Raw genomic sequence first — 13175 nt, 5'->3', positions numbered from 1 at the left:
GTCACCGCCTCGCTTCGCCGTCACCCTCGCCGCTGCTGGCGGCGGGCACGCGCGCCGTCTCCGGGGACTGGGTGTCCAGCGGCACCGAGCCCTCCCGCACCAGGCCGAGCTGCACCGCCTGGCGCCGCTGCACCGCGTTCAGCAGCCAGTCCGCCAGCACCCGCACCCGGTTCCCCGGCAGCGACGCCAGGTGGTACCCCTTGGTGACAAGGCTGGCAGGCAGCCCTGACAGCGGCACCTGCAACGGGTTCGCCGCGGCACTCAGGCCGCCCAGGTCCACCGCGAAGCCCAGGTCGTGGTGCTTGTAGGGCTGCCGGGTGCCCTTGCCCAGCGAGGCCGCGACGTTCCTGGCCGCCGTCCGCCCCTGCCGTGAGGCGTGCTGGGCCGTCATCGCCGTGTACTCCCCGGGCTGGGTCAGATCCGGCACCGCGGCGGCGTCACCGCAGGCCACCACCTCCGGGTGGCCCGGCACCGTCAGGTACTCGTCGACGCACAGCCGCCCCTTCTCCGTCGGCAGGCCGAGGTCCTCCACCAGCGGGTCCGGGCGGGCACCGACGCACCAGATCAGCGACCGGGTGTCGACGGTCGTACCGTCGTCGAGCAGCACGCCGTCCTTCGTGGCCTCCTTGACCGAGGTCTCCGTGCGGATCTCCACCCCGCGCTTGCCCAGCACCTTCTCCGCCGTCCGCGACAGCCGGCGGTCCAGTTCCGGGAGGATCCGCGGAGCGAGGTCGAGCAGCATCCAGCGCGGCTTCGGCACCCTGCGGTACTGCTTGGCCAGCGCGCGCGTCAGCAGCGCCCCCTGCGCGGCCACCTCCGTGCCCGTGTACCCGGCACCCACCACCACGAAGGTGCAGCGCGCCTCCCGCTCGACAGGGTCCTCCGAAGCCGCGGCCAGCGCCATCTGGCGGTTGATGTGGTCCCGCAGGTAGAGCGCCTCCGGAATGCCCCGGAAGCCCCGCGCGTGCTCGGCCACACCCGGGATGGGCAACAGCTTGTTGACGCTGCCCACCGTGAGGACCAGCCGGTCGTAGTCGATGCGCCCGGTACGACCCTCCGAGTCCGTGTAGGAGACCTCCCGGGCGTCGAGGTCCACTCCGTGCACCTCACCCGGCACCAGCCGCACCTTGGGCAGCGTGCCGGCCAGCGAGACGGTGACCCGGCGCGGCTCCAGCACGCCGGCCGCCACCTCCGGCAGCAGCGGCAGGTAGAGGAAGTAGTCGTTGGGGTTGATCAGCACCACCTCGGTGGCGTCGCGGAACGAACGCGACAGCTTCCGGGCAGCCTGGTAGCCGGCGAACCCCGCGCCGACGATCACAATCCGGGACCGGCTCACGTGTGCCTCCAAGACATCGGAATCACGGTCGGTCCCACCCGCGTAACCCTCGCCCGCCTGCCGAAACCCCCCGACAGGAGGGGTGCGCGGGCACTCCGCTGAGTGCGGTATTGTTCTCGTGCAGGCGCGGCCAGGGCCCAGCCCAGGGCCGCAATGCATCGGGACGTGGCGCAGCTTGGTAGCGCACTTGACTGGGGGTCAAGGGGTCGCAGGTTCAAATCCTGTCGTCCCGACGGTGCAACAGCAGCTCAGGGGCTGTCTCTCCACACGGGAGACAGCCCCTGAGCTGTTTGCGCGACCAAGTGAGCGACTACGGCCGGGTGACGACGCCGAAGTTGCCTCCGCCGCCGTCTGATCCGGCCCACCAGAGGCCGTGGGCCGGATCGGACGGTTTGCGCGCGTGGTGACCACGGCTCGGGCGGCTCCCGTACGGTCGACCACGACGACCTCGACGGCGTACAGCTAGTCGGCGACCAGGCCGAGCAGCGGGCCGTAGGCCGGTGGAAGGGGGTGGTGCTGATGCCACCCCTCGCTCGAGCGCCGCGCAGCCGAGCCCGAGCCCCTCTTCTGGGCCGGCGGCCATGGTTGCACGAACCGCGCGGGCGCCTCGAGGCTGCTGTCCGTGCGACCGCCAGGACCTCCGGTGACGCGTCAAACCCCCAGGCTTGTGGGCCCTTCGTAAGCTTGCAGCGTTCCCGCGGGCAGCCGGTCGTTGCCCCAGCTGCGCTCGATGTAGCCGATGATCCGCGCGATGTCCTCGGCGGGCACCCGCTCCGGTTCGCCGAGCTCGAGCGGGTCGGCGTGGAAGATGTAGAGCCGCGAGGCGAACTGGTCGAACGGCAGTGAGGCCTCGCCGAACCGTTCGCCGTTGCCCGCGGTGGAGACGACGACGCCGTCACCCCAGTCCTGGCCGCTGTCGTTGTTCGGGTTGAAGAAGTACACCCGCATGATGTCCTGGGGGTCCGGCGCGACCCGCAGGATCGTGATCGCGTGCCAGCCGACGTAGCGGGCCGCACTGTCGGTGACGGCGACGCCGGCCGGCTGCGGATGGATCAGCGGCTGCTCGCCGTTGTAGAAGGGGTGGTAGCTGGCGTGGAACTGCCGCAGGAACTCGTCGAGGTCGACCAGGTTGCCGGTGGCGACGTCGACGTTGATGTGGAACCCGCGGGCCGCCCACCAGCCGTGGAACTCGGGGTTGACCCACCGGTGCGGGTCCCCCGGACGCGTCGCGCAGCGCCGCCCCATCTCGCCGTAGATCCGGTCCAGGTGGGGTACCACGAGCAGCGACACGGGGTCCAGGTCCATCGGGAGCGTGCTCGCGACTCCGGTCGCACTGTCCTTCGACGAGATCGGCTGCCCCTCGAAGTGCATGAGGACCTCGTCGTCACGGGCCGCCCAGACCACCATCTGCAGCAGGTAGTCCGGGTCGTTGTAGGACCACATCGACAGCGCGCGCGCCGACTGGCAGGTCGGGTTGTCGCCCTGGCCGACGCCGAGCGGCTGGCCCAGCATCGAGAGCACCCCCGCGACCAGCCGCGCCTGCGGCCCCGGCACATCGCCGAAAACCGTCGTCAGCCGCTCCCGCGCGGCCGGGGAGAGTTCAAGCGCCAGCTGGCGCCACAGCGCGGGCACCACCGGCGGCTCGTAGAGGATGCCGCGGTCGAGCAGCAGCGCCAGCCCGTAGATGCTCTGCGCGGTCTGCGGGTGCACGGCCACCTCGATCAGCCGGCGCACCAGTTGGCTGTAGCGCATGAGGCAGTTGCGGCCGGTGTCGGACAGCCCCAGCGCCTCACCGATGAGGTAGTCGCTCTCGCGCAGGAGGAAGCGGAGCAGTTCCGCGTGGTACGGCGACACCAGGCCGGTGTCGTGCATCGCCCGCGCGAACCCCGTCGCCTCGTACTGCAGGCCGCCTGCGTCCATCACCTCGAGCCGGGAGCGGAAGACGTCGATGCCCGGGTCCTCCCGGCACGCCTCGGTGGTCCCGAACAGGCTCGTGATGAGCCGGTCGATGCCCTGCCCTGACGACACTCCGAGAGCGACGTCCGGGTCGTCGCGGTAGGCCGCGATCCGGGTGATCAGGGACTGCACCGCCTCGACCTGGATCGGACGCTGGCGCAGGATCCGCCAGATCTCGTCGACCAGGTTGTCCAGGACGCTGTCGTAACCGATCTCGTCGGCGAGGTGGCGGAACAGGTCCCGGATGAGCTGTGCGGTCCGGCCCTGCTGGGTTCGCTCCGCCTCGCTGGGCGGGGTGAACAGCAGCTCCAGGTTCGTCGCCAGTACCTGGGACAGGAACTTGCGGGCGTCCTCGGCGGGCAACGTCGGGTGCGTGAAGTCACCGCGGGCGACAGCGAGTATCCGCAGCTCGCTGGTGGCCTCCATGACCACGGTGTCCGCGTCCCCGCTGTGCAGGCCCGGCTTGACCAGCGACGGGATGAGGATCTCCGGGGACGCCCAGTCCGTGCCCTGGAAGAGTCCGGCTTCCTCGAGCGCCTGTGCCCTGGCCTGGACCGCCGCGGCGCCGCCCGGCTGCAGGAGCACCCGCCGCAGTGCTTCCAGGACCCGCCGCAGCTTCGTGTGCTTGCCGAAGTCGCGGGTTTCGGCCATTGCCTGGATGGCGTCGTCGAGTGAGGTCACACGCTTGTCCAGCGTCGTGGCCTCACCGCTGGCGTCGACGGTCGGTTTCAAAGGGTTTCCCTCGGGTTGGTCTCCTGCGTCCACGGGGTCGATCAGACGTAGAAGTCGAGCTCTTCCTGCTTCTTCAGCAGGTCCCGCATCCGGTAGGGGTCGTCACCGAAGAAGTACACCAGACCCCAGTGTGTGCCGAACGCGGTCCTCTTGGTCACAGTCTCCTCGAGCGGCGTCGAGAGGTCGTGCGACTCGTAGTAGTCGTCGTCCTCGGTCTCCTCCGGGATCTCCAGACTGTTGACGACGCGGCGGCGCGGGTAGACGCCGAAGCAGCCGGCGACCCCGGACGCGTCGACGACCTCGCGCGGGAAGAAGGCGTCGATCTCCTCCTCGGTCGTCTTCGGGTCGAAGGCCAGCACCAGTCCATGGTAGGCGTTGAACCCGTAGGCCCGCTCCAGCAGCTCGAACACCTTGAAGCCCGGCGGCCGGTAGGCGACCTCGCCGAAGTACATCTCGCCGTCACTGGTGACGAAGTACTCGGGGTGCACGAAGCCGAACTCGATGTCGAATGTCTTGATGAGCTTCTCGATCTGGGCTGTGATCTGCGGGCGGTACCGTTCCAGTTCCGGGGTCGCCGGTACGAACACCGAATATCCCAGCGTGACGTATTCGGAGATGTTGAGGAACTTGATCTTTCCGTTGTGCACCCACGCCTCGACCGCGAACTCCCAGCCGTCGAGGTGGGATTCCATGAGGATCGGGAATTCCTCGTCCGGGATCGTGTCGACCTCGTCAGGGGTGCGGATGACGCGGTGCCCGAGGCACCCCGCCTTGTCGAACGCCTTGAGATGGATCGGGTCGTTCGGGTCGCCGTCCAGCTTGAGCAGGGTCTGGTTGACACGCTTGAGGAAGCGGATCACGTCGTCCCGGTCATGGGCTTCCTCGAAGATCCCGACCCGGATGCCGCCGAGTTGCGCGCGGCGCTTCATCAGCGCCTTGTCCCGCAGCAGCATGGCCTGACCGTACAGACGCGGGTTGTCCATCAGGACGGAGTTGATCGCCCCCGCCCATTCGACCGTTTCCTCGAACAGCGGGATCGCGACGTCGACACCCTCGTTCTTCAAGGTCTCGGCGATCTCCATGGAACGGTCGTTGAGCCGTTCGAAGTTCCACGGTACGTAGGGGATGTCGTGCTCGATGCAGTACTCCTCGGCCCACTCCGGCGCCACAACGACGTAGCGCCGGTCGAACCGGTCAAGGGCTTCCACCGCGTTGAGGCTCCAACCAAGAAGCGCTACATAGCCCTTGTCCGGGTTCCTGGTGACCGGTTCGCGCTGCGGCATAGACCGTTTCTCCTTCGGCGGTGCGCTCATTGACGGCGTGAGTGGCTGCGCCTACCCGGTGGTCTGCCGCGCAAACGCCGCACTCCCGCGCGCAGGGGCGGACGGCGCCCTCGCGCGGGCACGACTGCCTCCTGCCCGGGCTGACGGCGGAGACGTGGCGGGCGGGAGCCCGCGAAGGGTGGGGACGCCGAGCGTCACGTGCGGGAGGGAAGTCACGTGCGGGAGGGGAGGCGCCACGAAGGCGACATACCCCCCGACCCTCCGGTGATCACGGTCGGGGGCAGGAGGCCGGTCGCGAGGGAGAAACAGCAGGCGGCCCGGGCCGTTCGCTTCGCCTGCGCCCGCCGCCGAGGGGCGCTGGACAACTCGGTCGACACCGCCGGGCGGGCCTGGGCTACTCGAACTCCGGGTAGAGCGTCATGCCGCCGTCGACGAACACGGTGGAGCCGACGATGTAGTCCGCCTGGTCGGAGGCGAGGAACGCCACCACACCGGCGACGTCCGACACCTTGCCCCACCGCCCCCAGGGGATCTGGTCGTCGACCGCCTTGCGCTGCTGCGGGTCGGCGAGCACCTCCGCGTTGATCGGGGTCTCGACGGCTCCGGGCGCCACGGACAGTACCCGGACACCGTGCGGGGCGAGTTCGCGGGCGATGCTCTGGGCGAACATGCGCTGCCCGCCCTTCGAGGCGCAGTAGTGGGAGTACTGCTTCCAGGGGATCTTCTCGTGCACGCTGCTGATGTTGATGATCGCGCCGCGGGAGCCGCGATCCAGCATGATCCGCGCGGCCTCGCGGGAGCACAGGAACGTGCCGGTGAGGTTGACGTCGATGACCTGCCGCCACGACTCCAGTTCCATGTCCACCAGCCGGAACGGGTGCTCGATCCCGGCGTTGTTGACCAGCAGGTCGAGTCCGTCGAACGCCTCGGCGGCCTGGGCGAACGCGTTCCGCACCTGGTGCTCGCTGGTGACGTCCAGGGGCGCGGTGATCGCCTTGCCGCCCGCGTCCTGGATCTCCCGGGCCATCGTGTCGGCGACATCGGAGTCACCCAGGTGCGTGATCGCCACGGCGGCGCCGTGCGCGGCGAGCCGGTAGGCGGTTCCCTTGCCGATGCCGGAATCCGCGCCGGTCACCAGGGCCTTGCGGCCCTCCAGCAACCGCCGTTCGGACGGCTCCATGGTGAACGTGTCGGTCGTGCGGTGGTCGTCGGTGGTGGGGTTCGCGGGGTTGCTGCTCACAAGACCTCCCGGTGCTTTCGGTGGCGAGGGGCGCGGGTGTGCGGACAGTCCGGCCGGGCTCCTCCACAGGCCGCGAGCGCGTCGTGTGTCCTCTGCGCACGGACCCACGCGCAGCCATGCGACGCGTTTCCCTCCGCGCCGAACTCATGCACGCGTCGGCACCACGTCCCTCGGATCGGTCCGCGTCGTGGCCTGCCCCGGGGCGGGTGGCGGGAGTAGTGGGCACGTTTCGCCAGTTCCCGGTAGGTAGGGAGTGCCCGCCGAGCGCCGCAACCGCCCGCCGCAGCTCCGCGGCGAGTACCAGCCACGGCAGGCACCCACTTGCGGCCCCTGGCTGTCCGCGGCCCTGACCGTCCGTGGTCCGTGGTGCTCCTGCACCTCGCCTCACGGCTCCTCGCGGTTCGGGCCGAGGAGCGGTTGCCCGGACGGTCAGGAATCGAGAAGCGCGGCAGTCGGGTGGCGCATAGCGTGGCCCCAGGAGCCGCGCCGGGCCGTCCGGCGCTCACGATTCGTCGCGCCGCCCGGGCCGTCGTCGCAGTCAGGTGACGCCGGCACTGCCGGGCCGGCACCGACGCCGGAGGGCCGGAACACCGCGGGGAGCCCGTCGGGGCGCGCCGGGCGACCACCACGGAGACCGCGCAAGCGGGGCCGCACTCGCCCGCGCCGCACGTTGCCGACAGCCACGGCCTGATCCGCGTGCACGGCGCGCGCGAGAACAACCTCAAGGACGTCAGCGTCGAGATCCCCAAGCGGCGCCTGACGGTGTTCACGGGCGTCTCCGGCTCGGGCAAGAGCTCCCTGGTGTTCAACACCATCGCGGCGGAGTCCCAACGGATGATCAACGAGACCTACAGCGCCTTCGTCCAGGGCTTCATGCCGACGCTGGCGCGTCCGGAGGTCGACGTACTGGACGGGCTGACGACGGCGATCATCGTCGACCAGCAGCGGATGGGCGCCGACCCCCGCTCCACGGTCGGCACCGCCACCGACGCCAACGCGATGCTGCGCATCCTCTTCAGCCGCCTCGGGCAGCCCCACGTCGGCTCCCCGCACGCCTTCTCCTTCAACGTCGCCTCGATCCGGGCCAGCGGCGCGATCACCGTCGAACGCGGGTCCCGCAAGACCGAGAAGCAGACCTTCACCCGGACCGGCGGCATGTGCACCCGCTGCGAGGGCCGGGGCACGGTGTCCGACATCGACCTCACCCAGCTGTTCGACGACTCCAGGTCGATCGCGGAGGGCGCGTTCACCATTCCCGGCTGGAAGTCGGACAGCTGGTGGACCGTGCGGCTCTACGCCGAGTCGGGCTTCCTCGACCCGGAGAAGCCCATCCGCGACTTCACGAAGCGGGAGATGGAGGACTTCCTCCACCACGAGCCGACCAAGGTGAAGGTCAACGGCGTCAACCTCACCTACGAAGGGCTGATCCCGAAGATCCGCAAGTCGTTCCTCGCCAAGGACCGGGAGGCGATGCAGCCCCACATCCGGGAGTTCGTGGACCGGGCGGTCACCTTCACCACCTGCCCCGAGTGCGACGGCAGCCGGCTCAGTGAGGCGGCCCGGTCGTCGCGGATCGACGGCGTCAACATCGCCGACGCCTGCGCGATGCAGATCAACGACCTGGCCGAGTGGGTGCGCGGCCTCGAGAAGGCCTCCTCCGGCTCGCCGGGCAAGCGCTACGCCACGGTGGCGCCGCTGCTGACGACCCTGCGGCAGAGCCTGGAGTCGTTCGTCGAGATCGGGCTCGGCTACCTGTCCCTGGACCGGCCGTCGGGCACTCTCTCGGGCGGTGAGGCGCAGCGCGTCAAGATGGTCCGCCATCTCGGCTCCTCACTCACCGACGTCACCTACGTCTTCGACGAGCCGACGATCGGCCTGCACCCGCACGACATCCAGCGCATGAACGACCTGCTGCTGCGGCTCCGGGACAAGGGCAACACGGTGCTCGTCGTGGAGCACAAGCCGGAGACGATCGCGATCGCCGACCACGTCGTCGATCTCGGTCCCGGTGCCGGTACCGCGGGCGGCACGGTGTGCTTCGAGGGCAGCGTCGAGGGCCTGCGGGCCGGCGGCACCCTGACCGGCCGCCATTTCGACGACCGGGCGTCCCTCAAGGAGTCGGTGCGGACGCCCGACGGGGCGCTGAAGGTCCGGGGCGCGACGGCGCACAACCTGCGGGACGTGGACGTCGACATCCCGCTCGGGGTGCTGGTGGTCGTCACCGGTGTCGCCGGCTCGGGCAAGAGCTCGCTCGTGCACGGGTCGCTGGGTCGGCAGGACGGGGCCGCCGGGGGCGGGAGTGTGGTGTCGATCGACCAGAGCGCGATCCGCGGTTCCAGGCGGAGCAACCCGGCGACGTACACCGGGCTGCTCGACCCGGTGCGCAAGGCGTTCGCGAAGGCCAATGGGGTGAAGCCGGCGCTGTTCAGCGCCAACTCCGAGGGCGCCTGCCCCCACTGCAACGGCGCCGGAGTGGTCTACACCGACCTGGCGATGATGGCCGGTCTCGCCGTTCCCTGCGAGGAGTGCGAGGGGAGGCGGTTCCAGGCTTCGGTGCTGGAGCACCGTCTCGGTGGCCGCGACATCAGCGAGGTGCTCGCGATGCCGGTTACCGAGGCGAGGGAGTTCTTCGCCGCAGGTGAGGCGCGCACGCCCGCCGCACACCGGGTCCTCGAACGGCTCGAGGACGTGGGGCTCGGCTACCTGAGCCTCGGCCAGCCGCTCACCACGCTGTCCGGCGGCGAGCGGCAGCGCCTGAAGCTGGCCACCCGCATGGCGGAGAAGGGCGGTGACCGACCCGTGTACGTGTTGGACGAGCCGACCACCGGTCTGCACCTCGCCGACGTGGAGCAGTTGCTGGGCCTGCTCGACCGGCTGGTCGACTCGGGCAAGTCGGTGATCGTGGTGGAGCACCACCAGGCCGTCATGGCGCACGCCGACTGGATCATCGACCTCGGTCCGGGGGCCGGCCACGACGGCGGCCGGGTCGTCTTCGAGGGCACACCCGCCGATCTTGTCGCCGCTCGTTCCACTCTCACCGGCGAGCACCTGGCGGCCTACGTCGGCGCCTGACCGCGTCTCGCACGGCCCGGGCGGTTCCGGCCGGCCCTCCGCGCCGGCGTCCCGGCCGGGGCGGAGGGGCGGACGGCGCCGTCAGATCACGTCACCGTGCAGGGGACGCCGTTGAGGTGGAAGGCCCGCGGCTCCTCGAAGGCCCCCGTGTACGAGCCCTGGAAGCCGAACGACTGCGTGCCGCCGTTCGCCGGAATCCGGGCGTTCGAGCCGGCGTCGCGAGCCGTCACCGCGCCGCTGGACGGGGTGAGTGTCGCGTTCCAGGTGTGGCCGACGGTTTGGCCGCCCGGCAGGGTGAAGCCCAGCTCCCAGCCGTCGATCGGGGTGCCTCCGGTGTTGGTGACGGTGGCGTTCGCCGTGAAGCCGCCCGGCCACACCTGGGCGGTGTAGTCGACCCGGCAGGCGGCGGGTTCGGTGGGCGGCGGCTCCTCGTCCTCGCCGCCTCCGGCGTGCACCGCCGAGGTGAAGGAGTCGACCGCCAGACCGGCGCCGCCCTGCCAGGGCTCGAACCCGGCCTGGACGCTGGTGAGGTACCAGTTCTCGCCGGCCATGCCCCGGCGGACCGTCTCGTCGACGAAGTCCATGACGTCGAAGCTCCAGCTGCTGATCGCCGAGGGCGCGAGGAAGGAGATGACGTCGTTCAGACCGTTGCTGCCGGTCCACACCTGCCAGCTGCGACCGCCGACCTGCACGGTGCCGACGGGTGAACCGATGGGCTGGACCGGCCCCACGCGGTGGAACCAGATCATGATCTCGGTCCGGTTGACCCCGTCCGTGCGGGGCGTCGGGTCCAGCCAGATGTCGTAGGCGGCGTTGTAGACCGCGTTGTCCACGTAGTCGTAGGAGATGCTGGTGGGCGCGCTGCCGATCGCGCTCACCTGCCGGGGCAGGTTCGTGCCCGGGGAGCACTTGGTGTAGTGGCACCCGTTGAAGACCGACGGGTACGACTTGGGAGCGCCGTCCGTCGGCACGGAGCCGTCGGCGCGGGTGAGTTCGAATCCGGTGTCCGTCGCGTTGACGCACTGGGCGGCGCCGGTGCCCCAGCGGTTGTTCTGCACCACGTAGCGGTCCTGGATCGTGGTGGTGCCGTACTGGTCGCAGAGCAGGACGTCGGCCTGGGCCGGTGCGGCGGTCACCAGCAAGCCGGTCAGCGTGCCCAGCACGGCCAGCAGCGCCAGCCCGGCGGAGCGTAAGCGTGTCGTCATGGTGTCCCCTTCAGCGGGAGCGGTGGGGCGAAGGACCCAATGGGAGCGCTCCCATGCGCTTGTCGGCGGACTCTAGGAGCAACCGCGTGCCGTGACAAGGGAGCGCGCAGAGTGCGGTGCGCCCGCTGCCCCGTCGGGAACGCCACGGCCCGCACGGACCTCGGCGACGCCCTTCCCGGGGCGGGCCGCCGGCTCGCCCGTCGGCGTTCCCCGCCGAGGACGCCGGCGACAGGCCCGGATCACCGAGGGGCACAACGCGGCACCGTCCGGCGTCGGTTGTCGGACCGTCAGCCCCGAGGGACCGATGGGCAGTCGCCTCACCCGGACGGCGGAAAGTCGTGTTTGTCGTCGAGGCCGCGGGGTACATCGCAGCCCGACTGGGCCGCCTGCTGCGAGGAACTGCTCCATGGTGACGACTGAGACCGCACCGTCAGAGGACTCCCCCTCGGCAGGTCGGCGCAGCCCGGGCCGGATGACGGTCGACTGGTTGACGACCACCGATCACAAGAAGATCGGCAATCTCTACCTGGTGACGTCGTTCGCGTTCTTCCTGTTCGGCGGTGTCGCGGCCCTGCTCATCCGGGCGGAACTCGCCCGACCCGGCCTTCAGATGATCACGACCACCCAGTACAACCAGTCGTTCACCATGCACGGCACGGTGATGCTGCTGCTCTTCGCCACCCCGACGTTCGCCGGATTCGCCAACGCCGTCATGCCGTTGCAGATCGGCTCACCCGATGTGGCCTTCCCCCGCCTCAACATGCTGTCGTACTGGCTCTTCCTCTTCGGCGGACTGATCGTGGCCGGAAGCCTGCTGACCGCCGACGGGCCCCCGGACTTCGGGTGGACGGCCTACACGCCGCTCAGCCGGGAGGTACACAGCCCCGGACTCGGCGCGGACATGTGGATCATGGGCCTGGCGCTGTCCGGGTTCGGCACGATCCTGGGCGCGGTCAACTTCATCACCACGATCGTCTGCATGCGCGCGCCCGGTATGACGATGTTCCGCATGCCCATCTTCACCTGGAACGTGCTCCTCACCTCCGTGCTGGTGCTGCTCGCCTTCCCGGTGCTGGCGGCGGCGCTGCTCGCCCTTGAGGCCGACCGACGGTTCGGGTCGCAGATCTTCGCTCCGGAGAACGGCGGCGCGCTGCTCTGGCAGCACCTGTTCTGGTTCTTCGGCCATCCCGAGGTCTACATTCTCGCGCTGCCGTTCTTCGGCATGATCACCGAGATCATTCCGGTGTTCTCCCGGAAGCCGATCTTCGGCTACATCGGCCTGGTGGGCGCCACGATCGCCATTACCGGTCTCTCCGTGACGGTCTGGGCGCACCACATGTTCGCCACCGGCGCGGTCCTGCTGCCGTTCTTCTCCTTCATGTCGTTCCTCATCGCCGTTCCCACCGGTGTGAAGTTCTTCAACTGGATCGGGACGATGTGGACGGGATCGCTGTCGTTCGAGACGCCGATGCTGTGGGCCGTCGGTTTTCTCGTCACGTTCCTCTTCGGCGGCCTGACGGGAATCGTCCTGGCGTCGCCGCCGCTGGACTGGCACACGCACGACAGCTACTTCGTCGTCGCGCACTTCCACTACGTGCTGTTCGGCACCATCGTGTTCGCGATGTTCGGCGGTTTCCACTTCTGGTGGCCGAAGATGACCGGCCTGATGCTGGACGAACGGCTCGGCAAGATCCATTTCTGGACGCTCTTTGTCGGCTTCCACATGACGTTCCTGGTACAGCACTGGCTCGGGGCGGAAGGCATGCCCCGCCGGTACGCCGACTACCTGGACGCGGACGGATTCACCGCGCTCAACACGCTCTCGTCGATCGGGGCCTTCCTGCTCGGGCTGTCGACGCTGCCGTTCCTGTACAACGTCTGGAAGACGGCCAGGGTCGGGGAGAAGGTCACCGTGGACGACCCGTGGGGGTACGGCCGCTCGCTGGAGTGGGCGACGTCCTGCCCGCCGCCGCGGCACAACTTCCACGCCCTGCCGCGCATCCGGTCCGACTCCCCCGCCTTCGACCTCCACCACCCGCAGGTCTCCGCCATGGACCGGGCCCAGAACGCCGACCGGAAGGACGCCGTCGAGCCCGGCAAGGGCGTGGCCGACCCGCTGGAGGACGGCGGCGGCACCGACCGCTGAGCGCGGAAGCCTGCGACCGCGCGGAAGGGGTCCCTCGCCAGCGGAAGGGTCCCTCGTCGACGGTCCTGACCGCCGGCCGGCCGCGACACCCGGGCACGGGCCGCGGCTCGCCCCGGCACCGATCCGGTTCGGCGCCGGGGGGTTGGAGCACTCCTGCGCGGGCACGCGTGACGGGCCACGTCCGTTCGCAGCAGCCGCCCGGTCG

At 69.9% G+C, this 13175-nt stretch carries 7 protein-coding genes and 1 tRNA gene; 3 read left to right on the top strand and 5 right to left on the bottom strand.

Features of this window, described 5'->3' with window-relative positions:
• Window position 1: 1 nt before the first annotated feature.
• Window positions 2–1336 (bottom strand): NAD(P)/FAD-dependent oxidoreductase, encoded by a 1335-nt coding sequence (locus ACYVE9_RS06090; RefSeq protein WP_461026682.1) that lies wholly within the window; start codon window positions 1334–1336, stop codon window positions 2–4.
• 159 nt (window positions 1337–1495) lie between these two features.
• Between ACYVE9_RS06090 and ACYVE9_RS06085 the strand changes: the two genes are divergently transcribed.
• Window positions 1496–1569, top strand: a tRNA-Pro gene (locus ACYVE9_RS06085).
• A gap of 418 nt (window positions 1570–1987) precedes the next feature.
• Here the strand turns inward: ACYVE9_RS06085 and ACYVE9_RS06080 are convergent.
• The 3 genes from ACYVE9_RS06080 to ACYVE9_RS06070 all read right to left on the bottom strand — a co-directional run bounded on the left by ACYVE9_RS06080 (window position 1988) and on the right by ACYVE9_RS06070 (window position 6547).
• Window positions 1988–4024, bottom strand: a complete 2037-nt coding sequence (locus ACYVE9_RS06080; protein ID WP_461026681.1) for a hypothetical protein — start codon at window positions 4022–4024, stop codon at window positions 1988–1990.
• A 41-nt stretch (window positions 4025–4065) separates the two neighbouring features.
• Window positions 4066–5307, bottom strand: a complete 1242-nt coding sequence (locus tag ACYVE9_RS06075) for an ATP-grasp domain-containing protein (protein WP_461026680.1) — start codon at window positions 5305–5307, stop codon at window positions 4066–4068.
• Between the two features lie 394 nt (window positions 5308–5701).
• Window positions 5702–6547, bottom strand: coding sequence for a glucose 1-dehydrogenase (locus ACYVE9_RS06070; protein WP_461026679.1), 846 nt, complete (start codon window positions 6545–6547; stop codon window positions 5702–5704).
• A 696-nt stretch (window positions 6548–7243) separates the two neighbouring features.
• On the opposite strand from ACYVE9_RS06070, the gene ACYVE9_RS06065 reads away from it, so the two are divergent.
• A complete protein-coding gene (locus tag ACYVE9_RS06065) occupies window positions 7244–9619 on the top strand; it encodes an excinuclease ABC subunit UvrA (RefSeq protein ID WP_461026678.1) in 2376 nt (791 codons plus the stop codon).
• 86 nt (window positions 9620–9705) lie between these two features.
• Here the strand turns inward: ACYVE9_RS06065 and ACYVE9_RS06060 are convergent, their stop codons facing one another.
• On the bottom strand, window positions 9706–10824 hold the full coding sequence (locus ACYVE9_RS06060; RefSeq protein WP_461026677.1) for a GH12 family glycosyl hydrolase domain-containing protein: 1119 nt from the start codon (window positions 10822–10824) through the stop codon (window positions 9706–9708).
• A gap of 406 nt (window positions 10825–11230) precedes the next feature.
• On the opposite strand from ACYVE9_RS06060, the gene ctaD reads away from it, so the two are divergent.
• The gene (ctaD, locus tag ACYVE9_RS06055) at window positions 11231–12970 is read left to right on the top strand and encodes an aa3-type cytochrome oxidase subunit I (protein ID WP_461026676.1); all 1740 of its coding nucleotides are present in this window, start codon (window positions 11231–11233) and stop codon (window positions 12968–12970) included.
• Window positions 12971–13175 lie beyond the last annotated feature (205 nt).

Source organism: Streptomyces sparsus (assembly GCF_054776295.1).
Note: the sequence above shows the minus strand (reverse complement) of the source record. Positions and strands in the feature narration are given on the sequence as shown.